General features: G+C 38.0%; 23 protein-coding genes and 1 other annotated feature. Of the genes, 4 read left to right on the forward strand and 19 right to left on the reverse strand.

Features of this window, described 5'->3' with window-relative positions:
- Window positions 1–171: 171 nt before the first annotated feature.
- The gene (locus BMZ31_RS03670) at window positions 172–747 is read right to left on the reverse strand and encodes a GNAT family N-acetyltransferase (protein WP_090830682.1); all 576 of its coding nucleotides are present in this window, start codon (window positions 745–747) and stop codon (window positions 172–174) included.
- A gap of 215 nt (window positions 748–962) precedes the next feature.
- On the opposite strand from BMZ31_RS03670, the gene BMZ31_RS03675 reads away from it, so the two are divergent.
- Window positions 963–1,145 carry a hypothetical protein gene (locus BMZ31_RS03675; RefSeq protein WP_090830356.1) on the forward strand — a complete coding sequence of 61 codons (183 nt, stop codon included), beginning with the start codon at window positions 963–965 and terminating at the stop codon, window positions 1,143–1,145.
- Window positions 1,146–1,214: 69 nt separating this feature from the next.
- Here the strand turns inward: BMZ31_RS03675 and BMZ31_RS03680 are convergent, their stop codons facing one another.
- The 5 genes from BMZ31_RS03680 to BMZ31_RS03700 form a co-directional block, all read right to left on the reverse strand.
- Window positions 1,215–2,150, reverse strand: a complete 936-nt coding sequence (locus BMZ31_RS03680; protein ID WP_090830357.1) for an ABC transporter ATP-binding protein — start codon at window positions 2,148–2,150, stop codon at window positions 1,215–1,217.
- 2 nt (window positions 2,151–2,152) lie between these two features.
- Window positions 2,153–3,220, reverse strand: coding sequence for an ABC transporter ATP-binding protein (locus BMZ31_RS03685; RefSeq protein WP_090830358.1), 1,068 nt, complete (start codon window positions 3,218–3,220; stop codon window positions 2,153–2,155).
- An 11-nt stretch (window positions 3,221–3,231) separates the two neighbouring features.
- Window positions 3,232–4,146, reverse strand: a complete 915-nt coding sequence (locus BMZ31_RS03690) for an ABC transporter permease (RefSeq protein WP_090830359.1) — start codon at window positions 4,144–4,146, stop codon at window positions 3,232–3,234.
- A gap of 2 nt (window positions 4,147–4,148) precedes the next feature.
- Window positions 4,149–5,084: an ABC transporter permease gene (locus BMZ31_RS03695; protein ID WP_090830360.1), complete on the reverse strand. Its 936-nt coding sequence runs from the start codon at window positions 5,082–5,084 to the stop codon at window positions 4,149–4,151.
- A gap of 264 nt (window positions 5,085–5,348) precedes the next feature.
- Window positions 5,349–6,998, reverse strand: a complete 1,650-nt coding sequence (locus BMZ31_RS03700) for a peptide ABC transporter substrate-binding protein (protein ID WP_090830361.1) — start codon at window positions 6,996–6,998, stop codon at window positions 5,349–5,351.
- Between the two features lie 553 nt (window positions 6,999–7,551).
- Window positions 7,552–7,790 (forward strand) — a binding site (T-box leader).
- A 62-nt stretch (window positions 7,791–7,852) separates the two neighbouring features.
- On the opposite strand from BMZ31_RS03700, the gene trpS reads away from it, so the two are divergent.
- On the forward strand, window positions 7,853–8,842 hold the full coding sequence (trpS, locus tag BMZ31_RS03705) for a tryptophan--tRNA ligase (protein ID WP_090830362.1): 990 nt from the start codon (window positions 7,853–7,855) through the stop codon (window positions 8,840–8,842).
- A gap of 36 nt (window positions 8,843–8,878) precedes the next feature.
- On the opposite strand, the gene BMZ31_RS03710 is transcribed toward trpS, so the two are convergent.
- The 10 genes from BMZ31_RS03710 to BMZ31_RS03755 form a co-directional block, all read right to left on the reverse strand.
- Window positions 8,879–9,625, reverse strand: coding sequence for a YjbA family protein (locus tag BMZ31_RS03710; protein ID WP_090830363.1), 747 nt, complete (start codon window positions 9,623–9,625; stop codon window positions 8,879–8,881).
- A gap of 91 nt (window positions 9,626–9,716) precedes the next feature.
- Window positions 9,717–9,938, reverse strand: a complete 222-nt coding sequence (locus BMZ31_RS03715; RefSeq protein ID WP_090830364.1) for a YuzI family membrane protein — start codon at window positions 9,936–9,938, stop codon at window positions 9,717–9,719.
- 470 nt (window positions 9,939–10,408) lie between these two features.
- Entirely contained in the window at window positions 10,409–11,320 is a 912-nt protein-coding gene (gene opp4C / locus BMZ31_RS03720; protein WP_090830365.1) for an oligopeptide ABC transporter permease, read from the reverse strand.
- 13 nt (window positions 11,321–11,333) lie between these two features.
- Complete coding sequence (opp4B, locus tag BMZ31_RS03725; RefSeq protein WP_090830366.1) at window positions 11,334–12,299, reverse strand: oligopeptide ABC transporter permease; 966 nt, start codon at window positions 12,297–12,299, stop codon at window positions 11,334–11,336.
- Window positions 12,300–12,465: 166 nt separating this feature from the next.
- Window positions 12,466–14,172, reverse strand: coding sequence for an oligopeptide ABC transporter substrate-binding protein (opp4A, locus tag BMZ31_RS03730; protein ID WP_090830367.1), 1,707 nt, complete (start codon window positions 14,170–14,172; stop codon window positions 12,466–12,468).
- A 36-nt stretch (window positions 14,173–14,208) separates the two neighbouring features.
- Window positions 14,209–15,219 (reverse strand): ABC transporter ATP-binding protein, encoded by a 1,011-nt coding sequence (locus tag BMZ31_RS03735; RefSeq protein ID WP_090830368.1) that lies wholly within the window; start codon window positions 15,217–15,219, stop codon window positions 14,209–14,211.
- A gap of 2 nt (window positions 15,220–15,221) precedes the next feature.
- Window positions 15,222–16,244 carry an ABC transporter ATP-binding protein gene (locus BMZ31_RS03740; protein ID WP_090830369.1) on the reverse strand — a complete coding sequence of 341 codons (1,023 nt, stop codon included), beginning with the start codon at window positions 16,242–16,244 and terminating at the stop codon, window positions 15,222–15,224.
- A gap of 163 nt (window positions 16,245–16,407) precedes the next feature.
- Window positions 16,408–17,193, reverse strand: a complete 786-nt coding sequence (locus BMZ31_RS03745; protein WP_090830370.1) for a DUF2268 domain-containing putative Zn-dependent protease — start codon at window positions 17,191–17,193, stop codon at window positions 16,408–16,410.
- 399 nt (window positions 17,194–17,592) lie between these two features.
- Window positions 17,593–18,831 carry a beta-ketoacyl-ACP synthase II gene (fabF, locus tag BMZ31_RS03750; RefSeq protein ID WP_090830371.1) on the reverse strand — a complete coding sequence of 413 codons (1,239 nt, stop codon included), beginning with the start codon at window positions 18,829–18,831 and terminating at the stop codon, window positions 17,593–17,595.
- 94 nt (window positions 18,832–18,925) lie between these two features.
- On the reverse strand, window positions 18,926–19,858 hold the full coding sequence (locus tag BMZ31_RS03755; protein ID WP_090830372.1) for a beta-ketoacyl-ACP synthase III: 933 nt from the start codon (window positions 19,856–19,858) through the stop codon (window positions 18,926–18,928).
- A gap of 198 nt (window positions 19,859–20,056) precedes the next feature.
- Here BMZ31_RS03755 and BMZ31_RS03760 point away from each other — a divergent pair, with 198 nt between their 5' ends.
- Complete coding sequence (locus BMZ31_RS03760; RefSeq protein WP_090830373.1) at window positions 20,057–20,308, forward strand: hypothetical protein; 252 nt, start codon at window positions 20,057–20,059, stop codon at window positions 20,306–20,308.
- 20 nt (window positions 20,309–20,328) lie between these two features.
- Here BMZ31_RS03760 and BMZ31_RS03765 read toward each other — a convergent pair whose 3' ends face one another.
- The 3 genes from BMZ31_RS03765 to BMZ31_RS03775 form a co-directional block, all read right to left on the reverse strand.
- The gene (locus tag BMZ31_RS03765) at window positions 20,329–21,282 is read right to left on the reverse strand and encodes a BMP family ABC transporter substrate-binding protein (RefSeq protein WP_090830374.1); all 954 of its coding nucleotides are present in this window, start codon (window positions 21,280–21,282) and stop codon (window positions 20,329–20,331) included.
- Window positions 21,283–21,447: 165 nt separating this feature from the next.
- On the reverse strand, window positions 21,448–22,296 hold the full coding sequence (locus BMZ31_RS03770) for a hypothetical protein (protein WP_139206601.1): 849 nt from the start codon (window positions 22,294–22,296) through the stop codon (window positions 21,448–21,450).
- Between the two features lie 77 nt (window positions 22,297–22,373).
- On the reverse strand, window positions 22,374–23,111 hold the full coding sequence (locus tag BMZ31_RS03775) for a lipase family protein (protein ID WP_090830376.1): 738 nt from the start codon (window positions 23,109–23,111) through the stop codon (window positions 22,374–22,376).
- A 229-nt stretch (window positions 23,112–23,340) separates the two neighbouring features.
- Here BMZ31_RS03775 and BMZ31_RS03780 point away from each other — a divergent pair, with 229 nt between their 5' ends.
- Entirely contained in the window at window positions 23,341–23,523 is a 183-nt protein-coding gene (locus BMZ31_RS03780) for a YjzD family protein (protein ID WP_090830377.1), read from the forward strand.
- Window positions 23,524–23,596: the final 73 nt, after the last annotated feature.

The following is a 23,596-nucleotide window of genomic DNA, read 5'->3' on the forward strand; positions in this document are numbered from 1 at the left end:
ATCCCATCAGAAAAGCAACAATCAATGCGAAAAAATCCTACCATAAATTATTCGCTTTCTATTTTGTTTTTCTGTAGGTAAATGTTAGATAATTTCCTTTACCCTTAAATTAAATAAGTTAAACATCATTCTCAAAGATTTTTTTAGATGTTTGATTTCACACAGCCAGACTTAGATATCCCTAAGCAAATCAGGATTTTCACTTTCCGTATCAAAGTGTAGAACTTCCTCCACAGGTTGATAATTTTCTCCATAAAACTGTTTATCTTTATAAGTATGGATTTTTTCGTATGTTTCTTTCATTGCTTCAAAAATCAATTCTTCTTTTTCATGTCCTGGCGACCAATAAAGAATTTCCATTGGTGTGATCTCTTTAGTTGCTAGTGAACGTCTTCTATAACCAATTGACTGTGCATGTTCAAATCCTTCACGCTTATAGAATTTAAGACGTTTCTCAGTATCAGTGTCTTCATAATTAATGGGCTCTACTTCTAGTATTATCGGTTTCCCTTTCTGCTTTAACTTTTCTAGTAGTTTATGGCCAAGTCCTTGCCCTCTAGACTTATTGGAAACAAATAAATAATCAATAAAAATGAATTGGTCCAGTTCCACATACATCAGTACATGATTAGATCCTTCATCTTTATGGTATATCTCTGGGCGTTCTCTCAAAAGTGTCTCCATATGTTCTTGTGACTTCATTTCTTCAATAGGAAAATACTGATTTAACTTTTCATACCAATGCAACATTACCACTCCTTGATGTCATAATTACAGTTTTTGAAAAAAACCTCTACATGATTAGTTTCCCTAATTTTTAAATAACATTCCCCATTTTTTGTTTAAGTGGATTTATTCAACTTTCTCTTTTAATAATCAGATAGTTCTTATAAAATGAAAGTAACACATATTTTTCATTTTGATTAATCACCGCTGGATGGGTGAAAAATAAGGAGGCCAACATGGGAGCTTACATAATGGATTTAACAATTGTTGCTGGGCTTGTCATTGCTATTACTGCCCTAATGGGTGTAATGACAAACGGTGTCGGTGAAAAGCTTTTCGGAGGCAAAAACAAGAGCGAATTTGTTGATCAATGTGCAAAATTCACAACAGGTTGGAAAAGTGTTGGGGGAAAGAAATAACGTTTGATAGAAGTGATTAACTTCTAGTAATAAAAAAACGATCTCTTAAATGAGATCGTTTTTTTATTATTATCTAACGTAATTAGCTTTAAAAGCTTCATACTCTTTTTTAGAGCAATAAACAAAGTGACCTGGATTCACTTCACGCATTTCCAAATCTTCACCCTCAGCATAGTTATGAACACTTGGGTCGTATGAAATACGTTTACGTGTGCGTTCTGATTCTGGATCCGGAAGTGGAATAGCAGACAATAATGATTTTGTATATGCATGTAATGGGTTCTTATACAAATCTTCAGCTGGCGCCAATTCAACTAACTTTCCGAAATACATAACGCCGATACGGTCGCTGATGTATTTTACCATTGAAAGATCATGGGCAATGAAAAGGTATGTTAAGCCTTTTTCACGCTGTAGCTTTTTCATTAAGTTTACTACTTGTGCTTGAATGGATACATCAAGTGCTGAAATAGGTTCATCAGCAATGATGAAATCAGGGTCAACTGCTAGGGCACGAGCAATACCGATACGTTGTCTTTGTCCACCAGAGAACTCATGTGGATAACGGTTAGCATGCTCCTTGTTTAAACCTACAGTTTCAAGAAGCTCATAAACTCGCTCCATACGTTCTTTCTTATTTTTCACTAATCCATGAATGTCAATTCCCTCAGCAATGATATCGGTAACTGTCATACGAGGATTTAGAGAAGCGTATGGATCTTGGAAAATCATCTGCATTTTACGATTAAATTTCTTTAATTCTTTTGCAGATTTTTTCCCGTGAACATCTTCACCGTTAAAAAGAACTTGACCATCAGTCGCATCATAAAGACGAATAATCGTACGTCCAGTTGTAGATTTACCACAACCTGATTCTCCAACAAGTCCTAGAGTCTCACCTCTATAAATATCAAACGAAACACCATCTACGGCTTTTACCATATTAGGTCGACCAACATTGAAATGTTGTTTCAAATTCTTGATTTCTAATAATTTATCAGCCATTCTTATTCACCCTCCTTAACAAGTACTGCCTTATCAAAGGAAGTTGAAAGCTTTCTCATACGTCTTTGGACAGCTTCAGGTGGCTCAACCTTCGGCGCGTCAGGGTGAAGCAACCAAGTCTTAGCAAAATGAGTTTCAGAAATTTGGAACATTGGTGGCTCTTCCTCAAAATCAATAGCCATTGCATATTTATTTCTCGGTGCAAAAGCATCACCTTTTGGTGGGTTTGTAAGATCCGGTGGTGTTCCTGGAATAGCAGCCAAATCGGATTTATCATCATTGTCCAAGCTAGGCATTGATGCTAATAATCCCCAAGTATATGGGTGGCGTGGGTCATAGAAAATTTCATCAACTGTACCCATTTCAACGATTTGCCCTGCATACATTACTGCAACGCGGTCAGCAACGTTTGCTACAACACCAAGATCATGTGTGATAAAGATGATGGATGTATCCATCTTACTTTGCAAGTCTTTCATGAGCTCCAAAATTTGAGCTTGAATTGTAACATCAAGTGCAGTTGTTGGCTCATCGGCAATTAATAACTTCGGATTAGCAGAAAGAGCGATGGCAATCATTGCACGTTGTCTCATACCACCTGAAAATTCATGTGGGTATTGGTCCACACGGCGTTCTGGCATCGGAATACCTACAAGGCGAAGCAACTCGATTGCACGTTCTTTCGCTGCAGCTGTATTCATATTTTGATGCTTGATTAGAACCTCCATGATTTGACGGCCGATTTTCATTGTCGGGTTAAGAGATGTCATCGGATCTTGGAAAATCATACTGATTTCCTTACCACGAATTTTCTCCATTTGCTTATTGGTTTTAGGAACAATATCTTCCCCATTGAAAAGAATTTGTCCACCCTTAATTTTGCCAGGAGGCATTGGAATCAGCTTCATGATAGTTTGTGAAGTTACACTCTTTCCTGAGCCTGATTCACCTACAATAGCAAGTGTCTCTCCTTTATGAAGGTCAAAGGTTACTCCTCGTACAGCCTTTACTTCTCCTCCATAAGTTTGGAATGAGACTTCTAAATTTTTAACTTCTAATAATTTTTCCATACTCTCACTCCCTATTTGCGTAATCGTGGATCTAGTGCATCGCGTAAGCCATCCCCAATTACGTTAAATGCAAAGATCGTTAAACAGATAAACGTTGCAGGGAAGAATAAACGCCATGGGTAATACTTTATTGCAGGTAAGCCATCAGCAGCCATTGTTCCCCAGCTCGCTAACGGTGGTGTTAAACCAAGTCCAAGGTAGCTTAGGAAAGATTCAGTAAAGATAGCTCCTGGAACAGTCAATGTTACAGTTACAAGGATTGGTCCCATTGTATTAGGAATTAAGTGGCGACCCATGATACGTGGAAGGTCAGCACCTAAAGTACGTGAAGCTAGTACGTATTCTTGTCCTTTTAATGAAATTACTTGACCACGAACAATACGGGACATATTAATCCAACCAGTAATGGTCATTGCCAAAATCATCGTACCAAGGCTTTGACCTAATACAACCATCAGAAGGATAACTAATAGAAGGTAAGGTACAGCCCATAATACGTCAGCAATACGCATCATAAACTCGTCTACTCTACCGCCTTTATAGCCGGCAATACCGCCCCAAAGAACACCGATTGTAAAGTCAATCAACGCTGCAGCAACACCAATGAATAGGGAAATTCTAGCTCCTTCCCAAGTACGAGCAAAAACGTCACGACCTAAGTCATCCGTACCAAACCAATGTTCTGCTGAAGGTGGCTTGTTATGGTTCAATAAATCATTTGTAGCATAATCGTATTTAACCATATGGGGTCCGAAAATTGCCATAATGATTAGGAGGATTAACAAGAATACACCAAAAAGTGCAAGTTTATTTTTTCTAAATCGAAGAGATACGTCCTTCCAAAAAGACAAACTTGGCTTTGAAATTTTTTCTGCTTCATAAGCCTGAGAACCTACGACCTGAAATTTATCTTTAGAAATCTGCATAATTATTCTCCTTTCTTTCCGCCGGTAAGTTTGATGCGCGGATCAATCAATCCATACGCAATATCGACCAGGAGAATGCACGCCAATAGGATGATACTATAGAAAACAGTAAGTCCCATGATTACAGTATAATCCCGGTTTCCGATAGAAGTAACAAAGTGTGAGCCTAAACCAGGAATTCCGAAGATTTTTTCGATAACAAAGCTTCCTGTAATAACCGCAGCAGATAATGGTCCCAAATAAGTGACAACCGGAAGGATTGCGTTTCTTATAGCATGTTTAACTGTGATTACACCGCCACTAAGTCCTTTAGATTTCGCGGTACGAATGTAATCATTTGCGAGAACTTCAAGCATGCTTGACCTAGTCAAACGTGCAATAAACGCCATTGGCGTTGACGCTAAAGCCAATGCAGGAAGGATTGAATGCGCGAAGGATTCCCAACGTGCAACTGGGAAAATCCCAAGCTTAATTGCCAGGATGTACTGTAATACAGTAGCCATAATGAATGAAGGAACTGATATTCCAAGAACTGCGATAATCATAGCAGTATAGTCTTGCCACTTGTTATGTCTAAGCGCTGCAATGATACCTAATAGTAGTCCAAGTGAAAGTGCAATTAATATTGCTTCAGCCCCAAGCAGTAATGATACTGGAAAACCATCATTAATAAGATCATTTACTGTTCGCGCTTTCCACTTAAATGATGGACCAAAATCCCACTGTACAATTCTTCCTAAATAATCCCCATATTGTACATACCATGGCTCATTGAGGCCATAATGTTCATTAAGTGCAGCCTGAATTTCAGGTGGTAACTGCTTTTCCGAAGTAAACGGGTTACCTGGTGCTAGTCTCATGAAGAAAAAAGTTGCTGTAATGATCAGGTATAGCGATAACAGTATATAAAGTAAACGACTCATGATGTATCTCACCATAATGCACACCTCCAGTTTCTACTATCTTTTTCTTTAATTTCAGCCAAATCGCCCTTATTTAGTCCCTCCAATCCTAATACGACATCAAGTATTTTTTTGGTAATTCTGATGTCAGCATAAGGCCTCGAGGGACTGGGCGTAGCTGCATTTCTACTTTAACGCACTAAATACAGACGAAACATTCTGTATTTTCTCACCTATTCAGAAAGCAAGGTATATGGGTTTAAAATCCCATATACCTTGAGTTTTCTTACTATGTTTAGATTATTCGAAGTGAGCCCACTTCAATTGAACATCTCCAAGACCTGAAACTACTACATCTTTCAGATTTTCTTTGCTTACCCAAACGTTCGTATAGAAGTAGATTGGAGCAACTGGCATCTCATCGATGAAGATTTCTTCAGCTTTTTTCAACATATCAAGTCGCTTTGCAGCATCTGATTCTGCAGCTGAATCTTGAAGAAGCTTTTTGAATTCTGCATTTTCCCAGAAAGTGTTGTTGTTTCCGCCGTCTTTCTCACGGAACAATTCAAGGAAGTTGATTGGATCGTTGAAGTCACCTAACCAGCCCATACGACCAACCATGTAATCACCTTTATGAAGTTTGTCGATATAAACTGCCCACTCAGCGTTATCAAGAGTTACTTCTACGCCAAGTTCTTTTTTCCACATATCTTGGATTGCTTGAGCAATCTTTTGATGTGCTTCACTTGTGTTGTAAGAAAGAGAGATAGCAGGGATATCTTTTACATCCTTATATCCTAATTCTTCCATACCTTTTTTCAAGAATTCTTTAGCTTTTTCCACATCGTTATCTTGGAAGTAGCCTTTTTCGTTTTCTTTAATCATTGAAGGTGGTACAGCAGCCATAGCTGGGATCTGTCCGCCTTGAGTGATGTTCTCAACAATCGCCTTACGGTTGATTGCATAAGAAAGTGCTTTACGAATGTTTTTATTGTTCAATGGCGGCTTTTCAGTTTGGAACTTATACCAGTAAGTACCAGCGATAGGTTTGATTGTTAAGTCGCCAGAATCTTTCAATTGTCCAATAGCATCAGTTGGAAGAGTACCGAATGGTGAACCTGCCCAATCTAATTCTCCGTTGTCAAACATAGATAATTCAGTGTTAGGGTCGTTGATCATGTACATTTCAACTTTAGTTAACTTAACTGTATCTTTATCCCAGTAAGTGTCGTTCTTTTCAATAACGATTTTGTCTTGGTGACTCCATTCAGTCATTTTGAATGGTCCGTTAGAAACATAGTCTGCACCTGCTTCTGTGTACCACTTAGGATTCTTTTCAGCAACCTTGTGGTTTACAGGGAAGTAAGTGTAGAATGCAGTCAATTCCAAGAAATATGGAGTTGGGTTTTCTAGAGTTACTTCAAGAGTCTTATCGTCGATAGCTTTTACGCCAACTTCATCAAGTGATCCGCCAACTTCAGGATCGTTAGCAGCTTGTGCGCCTTTGATGTAGTAAAGTTGGTAAGCATATTGTGATTCGTTTTTAGGGTCAAGAGCCCATTTCCAAGCGTAAACGAAGTCTTGTGCAGTTACAGGGTCTCCGTTTGTCCATTGTGCATCACGAAGTTTGAAAGTATAAGTCTTCAAATCTTCAGAAGGAGTGATAGTCTCAGCCATTGCTGGTTGAGGTTTACCGCTCTTGTCAATACGAGTTAAACCTTCAAAAGTTTGGTTTAATACACCACCAGAAGTAGCATCACTTGCTAAACCAGGGTTTAATGAGAATGGCTCAGAGTTAACGTTAACACGCATTTCTTGAGGTACGTCAGTTTCCTTTTTACCGCCCTCAGTTTTTGTGCCAGTTTCGCCTGCTTTTTCTTTGCTACAAGCAGCTAAAAACATGCTTAGAACAAGCAACAAGCTAAAAAAGACTGATAATCTTTTTTTCACGGTCTTACCCCCCTATATTTTTTCCACAAACGATCTTCACTTGCATTTTTCCCATGCACACTCGTCCGCCCTTGATATATTTATTAAATAGTCTGTTAATTTAATAGATAGAATTTCCAGACAATTCAAAACGAAATAAAAAAAAGCAAGTTTATAATTTTAAGAGAATACTAGTCGTTTCTATGTATGATCTCTTAACAATGCAAGTCATAAACTTACTCATTTTTAAATCTTACCAAGCATGGACAAATTATGTACATGAAAGTGTTGAAATTCCGTAAAGAATCCGTTTGTTACGTTTATTATAAATAGTTTAAAAATTTATTGCAAGTAGCTTTTAGGAGTTTAAAATTACAATTTTCAATTTTTTGTTCAAAAACGTTGATATAATAGGCTTTTCAAATAAATGAAATTGCTAGAATAATTGTTTTTTCTGTAAATTCAACCTACTAAAGTTTCATTTTCTTTCTTTTTTATGTAAATATTGGAATGCTTTTTAAGACAACTTGCAATTTCCTTCCATATAAGATATTTTATTATTACCAAAAATAAATGAATGGCTATGAAAAAGAATAGTACTGAGAAATAAGGATTTTAGAGAGTTTGTGTCTGGTGAAAACAAACATCCCTTTCTCACGAATGGACTTTTGAGCCCTGGATAGGAAATGTATTTCTTTACATGTATAATCCAGCGTAAACCTTGCGTTAAAAAGGTACCCAGGACATTTATACTGGGAACAAAGTGGCTCTTTTGAGCAATTAGGGTGGCACCGCGGACCATTCGTCCCTATTTATTATGGGGATGAATGGTCTTTTTGTGTTTAAAAATAAAGCTTTTAATGGAGGAAAATTGAATGAAAACCATCTTTTCAGGCATCCAGCCAAGCGGTACAATCACACTTGGTAACTATATTGGAGCACTCAAACAATTTGTAGAGTTACAAGATGAATATAACTGCTACTTCTGTATCGTAGATCAGCATGCTATCACCGTACCTCAAGATCGTATGGTACTTAGAAACAATATCCGCAGTCTTGCTGCCCTATACTTAGCAGTAGGCATTGATCCAGAGAAAGCAACACTATTTATTCAATCTGAAGTACCGGCTCATGCTCAGGCAGGATGGATGATGCAATGTACGGCCTATATAGGAGAACTAGAACGTATGACGCAATTCAAAGACAAGTCTGCAGGAAAAGAAGCCGTTTCATCAAGCCTTTTGACATATCCACCATTAATGGCGGCGGATATCTTACTATATGGTACGGATTTAGTACCAGTAGGAGAAGATCAAAAACAACATCTCGAGTTGACTCGAGATCTAGCTGAACGATTCAACAAGAAATACAATGATATCTTTACAATTCCTGAAGTTCGCATTCCTAAGGTCGGTGCTCGAATCATGTCCCTTCAAGAGCCTACCAAGAAGATGAGTAAATCCGACCCTAATACAAAGTCTTTTATTACCCTATTAGACGATCCAAAACAAATAGAAAAGAAAATTAAAAGTGCAGTTACGGATTCTGAGGGAGTTGTAAAATACGATAAAGAAAACAAACCCGGCGTTTCAAATTTATTATCAATCTATTCTATCTTAAGTAACAAACCTATTTCGGAAATTGAGGAAGCCTACAGCGGTAAAGGGTACGGCGACTTTAAAGGTGATCTTGCACAACTTCTCATTAAAGAACTTGAACCTATTCAGAAAAAGTATCATGAACTAATGGAAAGCTCTGAATTAGACGAAATACTTGATAATGGTGCTGAGAAAGCTAATCGAGTAGCTTCCAAGATGTTGAAGAAAATGGAAAATGCGATGGGGTTGGGACGTAAACGAAAATAGTAATCAGAAAAAGGAGCTGGATTTATTCCAGCTCCTTTAATTTACTTTCGATCCTTGTTCCATTTCCCATAACTTTTCAAAGAATGGTTGGCCTTTGATGATATTTTCACAAAATTTTTCATGTCTACCTGTCCATCCATATTTTGTTTCTTCAAATAGCTGTTTCCATGCGTCATCCACATCCATAGCTTGAATGACTGAATATCTTTCGGGACACCATTCTGTAAACCAATATCTTATTTCAGCCTGATTCTTAGATGTATATAGTTGGTCTAATGCCATGAAAAGTAGTTGCTTTAATTGTCGTTCTTTCCTAGTTAACCCTGACATCAGCTTTGGCTCAGGAGATAAGATATGAAAAGTCTTTTCATCATTTATTGCATTAAATGAATATGCCTTAGCATCATGATTTTCAATCATTTCATATACTAACTGTTCTTGACGAGGAATAAGACGACTTTTTCTAATCGGTATATTGTATCCAATTGTGTCAACTGCAAGGATCCCTACCCCATCTGTGATTACAAAACAATATTCCATTTGAATTCGTTCGTGGTTCTTGCGTAAATGAGCTTTTTGGAATATTTCGTCTAGAAGTTGCTGTGGTATTTCTGATAAGTCATTTTCAATGTAATTGAATAATATTGTTTCGACCTTTAGAAGTGGTACTTGATCTAGAAGTTCAATACCATCATCTTTTCTCCATTCGTGAAAATGGCAAACATTATATCCATTCTCTTCTCCTTCAAACCAGTTGACCCAGACATCATGAAGATATAGCATTGTATGACCCCTCGCTTCAAGTATCTATTTGTCAATCAGTATTGGCAGACTAAAGTTAATTTATTCCTAATAATGCATTTTCCACCGTAATTTAATAGTCGTTTTCGTTTTTTCTATGTGGACTTAATAAACATATGATGATCAATGCTACACCTATTAGCATGATGTAACATTCTGGTCGATTCTTTATATAGAAGAAATATTCGGCGGGACTATAACCAGTGCTTAATAAATTGAGATAAGCAATTGCATTGACTCCTCCAGATACAGCCAGTCCAAAACCAGTCAGATATATAAAACCTCTGATTACCAATTTTTCCACCTTCAGTTAGCCGGATACAACTCGGTCGATCCGCTTTTTGAATATTTATATGAAGTAAATTGTTTGGACATGCCTATTTGAGTCAAAGAATTCCCTAGGGACTTATAAAAAAGGCTATGTTAAAGTACAATGTTGATTTTCTACACTTTGTTGATTGGAGCGGAGGGCGCTTGACTCCTCGAAAAGGCTACCGCCTTTTCTTCGTGCGTAGGTTATTTCGGAGAAGCTCATCAATGTCCTGGGGGATTAGCGTTACAGGCGAGACCCCGCAGGAGCGCTAGCGACGAGGAGGCTCGACGAGGAGGCTCGACGAACGCCCCCAAGACGAATTTGTCCATGAAAAAGCCGGCATTAGGGCTTTTTTTATAATTCATACCGGAAAGCAAGCGTCTGGAGCGGAAATCAACAGGCAAGTTTAACAGAGCCATAAAAAAAATCCGCCATCAGAAGATGGCAGATTTCTATCGTCTTGACTTTGGATTAAATGCATCCTTTAATCCTTCACCAATAAAGTTTATCGAGAGAATTGTTAATGTAATAATTAATGCAGGTGGAATCCATATCCATCCTTTACCTTGCAATACATCAGGTTCGTTTGCCGATGAAAGCATATTCCCCCAACTTGGTACTTCCTGTGGAACACCAAATCCTAAATAACTTAACCCAGATTCTGCAACAATCATCGTTGCAAACAAGATAGTTGCTTGTACGATGATAGTCGATAATACATTGGGAAGTAAGTGCTTCACGATGACTTTTAAAGGAGAGCAACCGATTGATACAGCTGCAATGATATACTCGTTTTCTTTTTCAGCCATGATCTTGCTTCGTACTATACGGGCAACCCCACCCCATTGTAAGAAACTAATAACTAGGATTAAAACTAAAACACCAGAAACTTTGTCTTTTAAAATTGTGCTCAAAACGATTACAAATACGATAAACGGAAAATTCAAAACAAAATCGGTAAATCTCATAAGCATACTATCAATTGTTCCACCGAAATATCCTGCAATTGCTCCAACAATCGTTCCTAAGGTAATAACAAAAATTGTGCATGAGATTCCAACAAGTAGAGAGACTCTGCCTCCGTATAGGAGTCTTGTAAAAACGTCTCTTCCACTTTTATCTGTACCCAACCAATGTTCCCCTGAAGGTTTCAATGACATTTCCCCAATGTTTACTCGGGTGATATCAACAGTAGTAATATAAGGAGCTAAAATAGATATGATTGTAACGGCTAACAAAAATACGAGGCTTGTCATTGCCAGTTTGTTTGCCAAAAACTTTTTGCGTGCAATTGCCCATGGAGACAAGCTCTTTTTTGGGGCTGCTACACCGATGCCAGTTTCTTTATTTGTAACGATTTCCATTGCACAGCCCCCCCTATTCCATTCTAATCCTAGGATCTACAATACCGTATAGGATATCTGCCACTAGATTTCCAACGAGAGTCAAGAAAGAGAACAACATCGTTAAAGTCATAAGTACGGGATAATCTCTTGTTCCTACTGATTGTAAGAATAATTGTCCAATACCCGGATAAGTGAAAATTGTCTCCGTAATGATGGCTCCACTAATGATGGCTACAATATCGAACCCTAAGAATGTAATCAAAGGTATAATTGAATTTCTTAAAATATGAACATTGTAAATTTTATTTTCTGGTGTACCTTTTGCTCTAGCGGTACGTACATAATCTTTGCGGCTACTGTCGATGATGTCATTACGTAAGAATTGTGTGTAACTTGCCGTTGCCAATGTACCTAAGATAATCGCTGGCAAAATTACATGGTGCATACGACTTACCCAATATTCGAAAGTACCTTCTGTAACACCAATGTCGATAGAACCATTAGAAGGGAACCAATCTAAATTAAATGAAAAGAGATAGATTGCAAAAACCCCGGCAATGAATGAAGGAATTGCCAAACCAAAGTAGTTGAGTGCGCCTATCAAGTTATCCCCGAGTGTATACGGTTTTCTTCCTGCATATATACCCATAAAGAAGGCGAGCACATAAGTGATAAAAATAGATGTAAATCCAAGCAAAAGTGTATTTGGTATCCTTTGACTGATAACATCGGCCACTTCAATCTTATAACGTGCCGATTTCCCAAATTCTCCTTGGACAAAACCTTTTACCCAACGGAAGTACTGTTCGTGAGGAGGATCATTATATCCGAGCTTCTCACGCATTTCAGCGATATACTTTGGATCCGTATTGTTTGGGTCAATCTCTCCACTGAGGGAATCTCCAGGCATTAGTTTCGCCAGAGTAAACACAACAATGGAGATAAGGAGCAACATCGGGATCATTCCCAATATTCTTCGGAGTGAATACTTCAACATGTGCATTCTCCTTATCCATTACAACAGATTTTTACGTTACTGGTTCCCGAATTAACTGACGGTAAGCCCCCATGTCTAGCTTTTTTGAGCTGGGAGGTAATCGTCAGTTAATTCAAGGTAATATCCAAGGCGGGGGACTTGCATCCCCCGCGCTGGACTTTGAAAATTATTGCTCTAACCACCATTCATGTTGACGGTTAGTACCTGAAACATCGTACTTAACGCCTTTAACACGCTTGTTTACAGCCATTACTTCATCTAACTCAGCAATTGGAAGTGCTGGAAGCTCATCCATGAAATGCTTTTGCCATTGAACATAAAGATCTTTACGCTTATCTGCATCAGTACCAACAACATTTACATCTAATGCATCATCTAAGAACTTGTCACTCTTTTCGTCAGCCCAACGAGGGTAGTTCCAAAGAGCGTCTGATCTCCAAAGTCCAGATGGATCTGGATCAGTACCAGTTGACCAGCCACCGAAGAATACTTCCATAGCTTTATCTGATTTTTCTAATTGATCATAATAAAGGTTAGCTTCAGTCATAGAAACTTTAGTTTTTAAGCCAACTTCTTCCCAGTATTGAGCCATAGCTTTTGCACGAGCTTCGAAAGTTGGGTTTTGAGTTGCGTAGTGAGCGAAGTTAACTACAAATTCTTTACCTTTTGGATCTTCACGGAATCCATCACCATTTGTATCCTTGTATCCAGCTTCGTCTAATAATGACTTAGCTTTTTCTGGGTCATATTTGTATTGCTCAAGATCTTTATTATCTGCAGCAATCCAGTGGTTTGTAGGGATAGGACGGTTTACCACTTTACCTACACCAAAGAAGAACGCTTTGTTCCACTCTTCACGGTTAATTGCATAGTACATTGCTTGACGTAGTTTCTTGTCAGCATACTTAGGCTCGTTAGAAACGTTTTTCTTGCCATCCCAGTTACCTAATTTAAATCCAATGTAGTAATAAGAAAGACCAGGATATTTTACAACATCAACATTGCTTAAAGCAGAGATTTCTTCGATGATGCTTGGGTGGAATGCAGTCATATCAAGAGTGTTGTTTTGAAGTTCTCCAACAGTTAGAGAAGGATCAATAACTTTCAAGATAACTTTTTCGATATGAGGCTTGCCTAAGAAATAGTCGTCAAAGCGCTCAAGTTCAACTGATTCACCAGGAACTACTTTAGTCACTTTAAATGGTCCTAAACCAACAGGCTTAGTACGAACTTGCTCAGAAGCCATCATGTCTTTTACAGCAACACCTTCAAACTCTTTACGAGACATAACATATGTCCAAAGGTTTTCAAGGTTGTTTACACGAGCTTTGTCAAACGTAATCTCAACATTGTAGTCGTCAATAACTTTAACACCGGAAATCTTGTCAGCTTTTCCTTCGTGGAATGCTGGAGCACCTTCGATATTTTGAACGTTTACGTAACGAGGACCTTCATAGTCTTTGTGAGCTAGAGTTTCAAGTGCGAAAACCCAGTCATGTACAGTAAGTTCTTCACCGTTATGCCATTTTACGCCTTCTTTAAACTTGAACTTGAAAACTTTGTTATCAGCAGTTTCCCAAGAAGCGATGTGTGGTTGTGGCTTTAAGTTTTCGTCAAAATCAATTAAGTTTTCGTCGAAGAAGTCATTTACGTAGAAATCTGATTGATTTCCGTAAAAGTTCATGTTGAATAATCCTTCAGGAGCTGAGTCTAATGAATAAACAAGTGTTCCGCCATCTTTCGGCTTTCCAGCTGTCTCTTCCTTCTTGCCTTCTTCTTTTTTTGTACCAGCTTTTTCGCCGCCACTACACGCTGATAGAAACGCGGATAGGATTAGCATAACAGCAGCTAGCCATAACCAATTCTTCTTCATTTTTTTCCCCCCGTTAATGTTATTTTTGTTGCCTTATTAATAAAGGTGGCAAGCGACCCGATGACCGGGCCTCACCTCCTTTAATACCGGTTTAGCTTGAGAGCACTCTGCCATCGCCATTGGACAACGTGGATGGAATGGGCAGCCACTTGGAGGATTCAAAGGACTCGGCACATCACCTTTTAGGATAATTCGTTCCTTTTTCAACCGAGGATCCGGAGATGGGATTGCTGAAATTAGAGCCTGGGTATACGGATGTAAAGGCTCTGCGTATAAGCTATCCTTTTCAGATACCTCCACCATATTTCCTAAATACATAACTCCAATTCGATCACTCATATGTTTTACGACGCTTAAGTCATGAGCGATGAATAAAAATGTCAGATCGAATTCCTTTTGCAAATCTTTAAGTAGATTCAATACTTGTGATTGAACAGACACATCCAAAGCAGAAACAGGTTCGTCCGCAATAATGAGTTTTGGCCTTAACGCAAGAGCCCTTGCGATTCCAATACGTTGTCTTTGTCCCCCAGAGAATTCATGTGCGTATTTGTAATAAGCATCAGGTGGTAGTCCAACTTTTTCTAATAAGTCCATTACCTCTTTCTTAAGCTCTGGTTTACTCTTTTTGGTATAGTTATAGATTGGTTCTGCGATTATGTCTCCTACCATTTGCATCGGGTTTAGTGACGCATATGGATCTTGAAAAACCATTTGAAGATCCTTTCGGATATCCCTTAAAGACTTACCTCTTAAGTTTGTAATGTCTTTACCTTCAAAAATGATTTTGCCGTCAGTTGGCTTCAATAAGCGAAGAATGGTTCTTCCTGCTGTCGATTTACCGCAACCAGATTCACCTACAAGTCCTAGTGTTTCACCCTTCTTTATTTCAAAAGAGACATTGTCTACGGCTTTAACGTTACCAACTGTTCTTTTTAAGAATCCTCCCTTTACCGGGTAATAAGTTTTAAGGTTTTGAATTTCTAATAAATTCTCAGTTTGGGAGGAAAGCTGATTTCTTTCATTATCTAAAACTGTGTTGCTCATTATCACCTAACTCCTTCCCTAGGCTTGCTTGTTTCATACAACAAACAGGCAACTTCATGACCTTGCTCAACATCAGAAAGTACTGGTGTAATGGAACGACATTCTGGCATTGCTTTAGGACATCTGTCCATGAATCTGCAGCCTACTTCAGGCATTTTCGTTAGTGAAGGTACTATTCCTTTTATAGAACTAAGCCTTTCCACTTCTTCATCCATCTTTGGAATTGCTCCAAGCAATAAAGTAGTATAAGGGTGCTTCGGATTATGGAAAAGCGTATCTACATCCGTTCTTTCAACGATTCTACCCGCATACATCACAATCACTTCATCGCACATCTCGGCTACAACACCTAAATCATGAGTGATTAATATAACTGACATATCATTGACTTCTTGAATTTCCTTCAATAATTCAAGAATTTGTGCTTGTACCGTAACGTCTAGCGCTGTTGTGGGCTCGTCCGCTATTAAGAGTTTAGGCTGACAAGCAATCGCCATTGCTATCATTACCCTTTGTCGCATACCGCCTGATAATTGATGCGGGTATTCATCCACCAATTTCTCAGGGCGCCCTATTCCAACACTCTTCAGAAGAGCGATACTCTTCATCCTTGCTTCTTTTTTTGATATTTTCATATGATTGAAGAGAACTTCTTCCAGTTGGAATCCGATTGTAAAAACTGGATTCAACGATGTCATCGGTTCTTGGAAAATCATAGAAATATCTTTACCACGTATCTTATTAACTTCATTTTCTGTTTTATTTTCAAGGTGAACCCCATCAAAAATAATTTCACCAGAACGGATTTTTCCTACACCCTTTGGAAGTAAGTTCATAATGGATAAACTCATGACTGACTTTCCACATCCCGATTCGCCTACCACTCCGACAATTTGGCGTGGTTTGACAGAAAACGACACTTTATCGACAGCATTATACTCTTTGCCTTCAATTTGAAAGGCTGTCTCTAAATTTTTCACCTCTAATAAAGGTGCTTCCTTATGTAATAGAGTATTTGCGTTCATATGACACCCTCTTACTTTTGAATTATTCTGTAAATTCTCATATTTAAATAAAATACTATTACGAAATTGTTACAATTGCAATACTTTTTTGTCAATTATGAAAAATCTTTCTATTTTTGTAAGCTAAAAAGCCTGGTTTTCCAGGCTTTTTGACTTACAAAAATTATTGGAATTTTATTTCCTTTAATAGTTCTTCAGGTGAAATAGAGAAAGATGCTTTAGCAGAAAAATTTTTTTTATCATAAAACTCTTCCACTATATGGTAACCGATGCTATATCCAAGCATACTTGGATACCTCCCTACCCCATATAAAATATGGTCATGGATGCGCTCATTTTTCTTTCGACAAAGATTAGGGATCATGTATTGACCCCACCACTTTTCAATGTCAGTATGTGAATACTTTCGACACCAATCGGCAAGATATACTTTCCCACAGTGATGTTCTACTGCTTTTTCTGCTAATCCTTCCATCACAATTGAGTCTAATAAGGAATACTCGGTTAGATTTTTATTAAGTTCATTTAACCGGCAAACGTGATGATATTCATGCACAAAAACGGCTTCTATTTCCTTTTCATCCTTTATATCGCCTAGAAAAAGAAACATTTTGTCTTGAAATGATACTCCACATTTATTTTGAGAGTTTCTAACAAATAATCGATTTCCTCCATCAAGCGGGAAGATATACACTGGTACATCTGGTCCATTCCAAATCTTTTTGTATTTTATATAAAGCGTTTCTACAGTTTCCCATACCTTGGATGCTTTCAACTGTTGATATATGGTTTTAGTGTTTCTCGAAGGAGTGTACATATGGAATTTTTTCATGTAGGTATAGATTTCTTTTTCATTTAGTTCTGGAAATAATGGTTTCAACTTCGTACAAACTTTTAGAGGATCGTAAAAGTTTTCTTTTAACCAATCATTCGTGTTTATAATCCCCATCCTTGCACCACCTTTATAGGCTCATCCTTGAAGCTTAAACTCAAGCGCTACTCACATATATGTCACAACGTGGATGTTTGTGAATGTGAAATTTTTCCTAAAAAAAAAGCTCTGTTAAATGTGCCTGTTGATTTTCGCTCCAGGCACTTCGCTTTCCGCGGGCGGTCGGGGAGCCTCCTCGTCGCTGATGCTCCTGCGGGGTCTCCCCTGACACACTTCTTCCGCAGGACATTGAATGGCTTCCTTGAATGAACCCACGCACGAAGGAAATGCGATAGCATTTTCGAGGAGTCTTCGTGCCATCCGCTCCAGTTAACATTGTTTATTAATCAACTTTAAACTTTAACAGAGCCAAAAAAAATAAAAAAAAACGGACGTATATACGCCCGTTTAAGATGATTACTCATATTTCTTAAATGCTATCGTAGCATTGTGTCCACCGAATCCAAGTGAGTTACTAATAGCAGCCTTAATTACTTTTGGACGTGCTTCATTTGGAACATAATCCAAATCACATTCTGGATCTGGATTTTGAAGATTGATTGTTGGAGGAAGGATATTTTCCTTCATTGCTAGAACAGTAAAAATCGCTTCAATTCCACCTGCTGCTCCAAGAAGATGCCCCGTCATGGATTTTGTCGAGCTGACTGCTAATTTATAAGAGTGTTCACCAAAAACTTCTTTGATTGCAAGAGTTTCAAATTTGTCATTGTAATCAGTACTCGTTCCATGTGCATTAATATAATCAATATCTTCCGGCTTTAATTGCCCATCTTCAATTGCCATTTTCATTGCACGGGCCCCGCCTTCTCCACCAGGAGCTGGAGAGGTAATATGATAGGCATCACCAGTAGCTCCATAGCCAACAATCTCAGCATAAATCTTTGCACCACGAGCGAGAGCATGTTCTAATTCCTCAAGAACGACAACTCCGGCTCCTTCCCCCATTACAAAACCGTCGCGATTCTTATCGAATGGGCGGCTAGCACTTGCTGGATCAGGATTTGTGGATAGTGCAGTGTTTGCACAGAATCCAGCTACAGACATTTTGGTAATCGGTGCTTCTGCGCCACCCGTAATCATTGCATCAGCATCTCCACGTTGAATGACTTTAAAGGCATCTCCAATTGAATTTGTCCCTGTAGCACAAGCTGTTACAGTACATGAATTGAATCCTTTAGCTCCCAATGTGATCGATACTTGACCTGTCGCCATATCAGGAATCATCATTGGTACAAAGAAAGGACTGACTCGACGATATCCACGGTTCATGAACGTTTCATATTGTTGTTCAAAAGTTTCCATACCACCAATTCCAGAACCAATCCAAACGCCTACTCTTGGAGCATTTTCTTCCGTGATGTTTAATTCAGCATCTTTGACTGCCATTAATGATGCAGCAACTGCGTATTGAGTAAACCGATCCATTTTACGCGCATCTCTTTTATCGATGAAATTTTCCGGGTTAAAGTCTTTTAATTCTGCAGCAACCTTGGCAGGATATTCGTCAGCATTTACACGTGTCAACGGTCCTACTCCAGATTTGCCAGCAAGTATGTTTTTCCATGTAGTGTTTACGTCATTTCCTAGTGGAGTCACTGCTCCGACACCTGTTACAACAACCCTGCGTTTATTCACTCTAGATCCATCTCCTTTTTCAGTACGATTAACAAAGTACAAGCCTTCCATTCCATACAATATGGGCTTAAATGAATTAAAATCAATTATAACTTTATTTACCCCAACGAAGCGCGATTGCTCCCCAAGTGAGACCACCACCAAATCCAACCATTACAATCACATCGTCATCTTGGATTTTCCCTGCTTCCAATTCCTCAACAAGAGAGATAGGTATGGACGCTGCGGAGGTATTACCATATTTGTTTACTGTCTTAGACATTTTTTCTACTGGAAGTCCAAGTCGTTCTCTTGATGCTTCCATGATTCTGATGTTGGCTTGATGGGGAACAAGGAAGTCTACATCCTCTTTTGACAATCCAGCCTTTTCTAATACATGGACACTGCTTTCACCCATTTGGCGGACAGCAAATTTGAAAACTTCTCTGCCATTCATGATGATGTTTTCATCCTGATAAAGGTGTTTAGCTCCAGTACCATCTGCACCTAATTCAAAAGCTAGGATACCTCTGTTTTCAGAAACAGGTCCTAGTATAACGGCACCAGCACCATCACCGAATAACACGGCAGTATTTCGATCTGTCCAATCAGTAATCTTGGAAAGTTTTTCAACACCAACGATGAGGATATGCTTATAAGCACCTGTCTCAATAAACTGTTTGGCTGTTATCATTCCGTACATAAATCCCGCACAGGCAGCACTAATATCCATGGCGGCAGCTCGTTTCGCTCCCAGTCTGTCTTGGAGCATGCATGCAACTGAAGGAAATGGTCGATCAGGCGTAACAGTCGCTACCAAGATCAAATCGATTTCTTCAGGAGCAATGCCTGCATTTTCAATCGCCTTTTTCGCAGCTTCAAAACCCATATCAGAAGTATCGATGTTGTCTTCTGCCAACCTACGTTCTTCTATACCTGTCCTTGTACGAATCCATTCATCCGAAGTGTCAACGATTTTTTCCAAATCCGCATTGGTAACAACTTTTTCGGGTAAATATCTGCCTATACCTAATATTCCAGCATTCATACAGTCAATCCCCCTGTACTTATCTTTATAATTTTTATTTCACATTATATTATCAATTATTATGACTTGGTACTAATTTTAGCAAAATATTGGTCTTTAAAGCAACTGTTAAATATGTTTTTTCAATGTGCTATTGTCCTAACGAAATAAAAATGTTCAACATAGTCTGTAGTAAAGCCTTGTTAAGGAGGTATAACGTTGCGGGAAAATCGAGAAAAAATGAAGGAAGATCCATTTGCTCATTTTCTATTTGGCTCAAAAAATAGAAGTGAAGCAGAAAGTGAAGAAGAAATATATGAGGTGCCTGAAGAATCTTTGGAGACCACATCACATCTAGATTTGGATGAAATAATCATTCACGTTGACACACTGCTTGAGTCTGCTCATAAGCTAAAGCCACTATTTTCGACAATCCAGCCATTCATCGAAAAGTTTATGAATAAAAAATAAACCGCATTATTGAATGCGGTTTATTTCTTTTCAGGCAGTTTTCCTGTTTCTATGTATGTTTGAATCAACCCATTAATCTCTTTCTGGAATTCCTTATTCACTATGGGACTAAATTTACCGAGAGAGATAACATTATCTTCAAAATCAAATGATAGATTTCCTGATTCCAAGGTTCCATTATTAAACTTTTCAGCAACTATTTCGTACAATGCATCAACATGTTGGACCGTACTTGTCAATACAGCCTCTTCACCTAAATCGGATTGATCGGAGACATATCCAATTACAAATAATCCCCGCTCTTTCATACTTTCAATGATTGGAACGTTGAATCCGTCTCCTGCGGGATATACAACGTCAACATCATTTTTGATCAATTCCTTTAGCATATGCATGGCTTTTTCCTTATCATCCCATGATCCCACATACTTAATCGAAACCTCAGACATTCCATTTTGAAATTTCGCCCCATCTTGGAAACCACGAACTTCAGGTTGCCAATCATAGGCAGCAATGACACCAAGTTGATTCGTTTTTGTTGAATGTGCAGCCACCATTCCCCCAAAAAACCCCATCGCATAAGCATCAAAATTCAGACTCGTTGTTTGCGGACTGTTTGCCTCACTATTGAAGCTAACAAAATGGATGTCGGGATATGATTTAGAGATTTCGTCAAAGAAACCACCAAATTCATTACCGTGTCCAAAAATGAGATTGACTCCTTTTTGATCTAGTTCTTTGACTGCCCTCTCAACAACAGCTTTTGAATTCATACCTTCTTTATAATATACTTCAACATCGAATTTTGATTGTACCTTCAATAATCCTTTATAACCTTTTGTACCCCACACCTGATCATTAATTGTTTCAGGAACAAGAAGCCCCGCTTTTTTTAGTTGACCAGTATTCATAGAGTTTTCGCATCCTGGTAGCAGTAAAAGGCATAACAAAAATGTAATTATTCTCTTAAACATCATTGGCAACTCCTTTAGACAGCAACCCTTATGCCCAAAAAATATACAGCTTTAGAAGCTGTACAATTTCTTTAGCATTGGACTTTTTGTATTGGCACTTTATGGGTGCATTTCCTCTTATTCTACTCCCTAAGACCTAAATTGAAAAGAGCATTTTCATTTGCTTCAGTCTTTACCCAATAAAAGTCTACTTGTGTGCATTTTTTGTTTATCCAGGGCATTTTCTAAGGATATCGAAGACTTTACAGTTACGATTTGAACGTCTTCTTCCACAAGCATATGCTCAATGTCTGGAAACCTTGATTGGAAATTTCCGGAATAACCACCTAATAGTTCAGCACACTTTTCCCAATGGTTCGGCACATCACTCTTCAAAAGGTATTTCCCATTATCTTCTGCGACTATTTTATTCATTAATTCCCGGATTGCATCCTCAATGTAAATCGCATCGGCGGTCCAATCCTTGAACTCACTCAAATTTCTTTTACCTTTTCCCTCACTCACAAGCAAAGTTTGAAATACAAAAGGAAGAGGCTGCCACGGGCCATATAGCGTGGGTAAATAATATTGTTGCATAATGTTGACCTTGGATGATTCCAACCGTGTCAATAGCTCCTGTAAAACGCTAATGGCTAAATTGACTTTCTCTTCCTTTAATTTCATTTGCATAGGCAATAGTACAACGAGTTGCTTTGAACGATTGCTTACATTGATGATAAACTCAAATAAGTTTCTATCTTTTAATTCCTCATGACCTGATATGAAAAAATCGTATAAAGATAGAATAATAATATCCGAATCAATAATTGATGGGTTTTCTAATAGTTTTTCCCTCGTTATTTCAATATAATTCGCATTTCTTCCTATCTCCATCAATTTTTCTTCTTCAAATGAATCATAACTTAGATCGGAAACGTTAAAACCATAGGTTTCAATTCCTTTTTCTAGGAATTGAGAGCATAAATAAAAATTTGTATAACCAAAAGGCGATAATATTACAACCTTGTCCATCATAAAAGCCTCCCCTAAAAACTACTCAATGTATCGTATGCTCTATATGGGCTGATTATTTCTTAAAGGGAAGACTGTCTTTACAATTGATTCTCATGGCTTTTATAAAATTTGATGATTTGTTGACCTAACTGAAGTTTCTTTTCTGGTAGCATATAACTGGATTGAATGACAGTCTTACTGTTTTTCTGACTGTCAATTAACTTCTGTGTCCACTTGGATTGATTAAAAGCCCTTCCTCCCGCAAGTATGTGATAAATGGAAATCGGAACTCCATAATCCAAAGTCACTTCACTTCCTCTAGCAAGAATTTGTGTTTCAATCACTTTACTATCTTCGTGATACGCTGCCGAAAGTTCTTTCATTAATTTCTTATAAAAAAATTTGTGCTCACGTTCTTGTTCAAGATGATGTGTTAGAGATAAGATTGGATTTATTAAAGCAACCGACCGGATTTTATCGTTCATTTCCTGCAAAAGCCTTAATGCAACTAGAGCTCCCATTCCTTCAGCTAGAACATGGATTTTATTGTTTAAGATTTCACTTTTTAAAATATGTTGATACAAGCGTTTACTTAGCTCAACCGCTTGATCACTCCCCCAATTCCTTCCGTATAAATTGGAAGAAAAAATTGTGTAACCTGCATCTCTCAACTTTTGAGTGATAGCCTGTTTTCCTTCGTTCTGCATCCAGAAACTTTTGCATTCATCTACGAAATGTCTCTCGTCGCCAATGATTAAGACACCAAATCCCGTCGGTTTCTCTGGGTATTGGACGATGTTCCATTCACTATCCAGTTGAAAACTCCGGTTTTCCATAGATAAGACCCCTTTTGCATAATTTCTACAGAATATTTTATGTAAATTAAAATGTTTTGAGAGGGAGTTTGCCTATACAACAAAAATATCCACTTAAATTCATATACGAACACCGTTAATTATTTAAAAATAAATTTTCCTTCAGTTCGGACTTGTCAGTTTTTCTTTATTAATTTTAAAGCTTATGTTAAGATGAAAAAAGATTTCTAAATAGTTAGAGGTGAAAATCGTGCGTTATTTTTGGACTTTTTTCTGGGCATTTCTTCTTGTACAAATGTTGACTTATGTAGCTAGTTCAATGGTCGGTGTTGCATTCGATTTTAAACTTGGATCTATTCTTGCTGTTGGAGCAACAATCTTAATCTTAGTTGTTCCTGCTATTCTGCCTAATGATCCTATTGAAAAACACTAAGAATCAACCTACTTAAAAGGTCATCCTGCATCATCGCAGGATGACCTTTTTTATTTTTTGTGAGAATGGTGAT

The sequence above is a fragment of the Bacillus sp. cl95 genome (assembly GCF_900115925.1).
Taxonomy (GTDB): domain Bacteria; phylum Bacillota; class Bacilli; order Bacillales; family Cytobacillaceae; genus Neobacillus_A.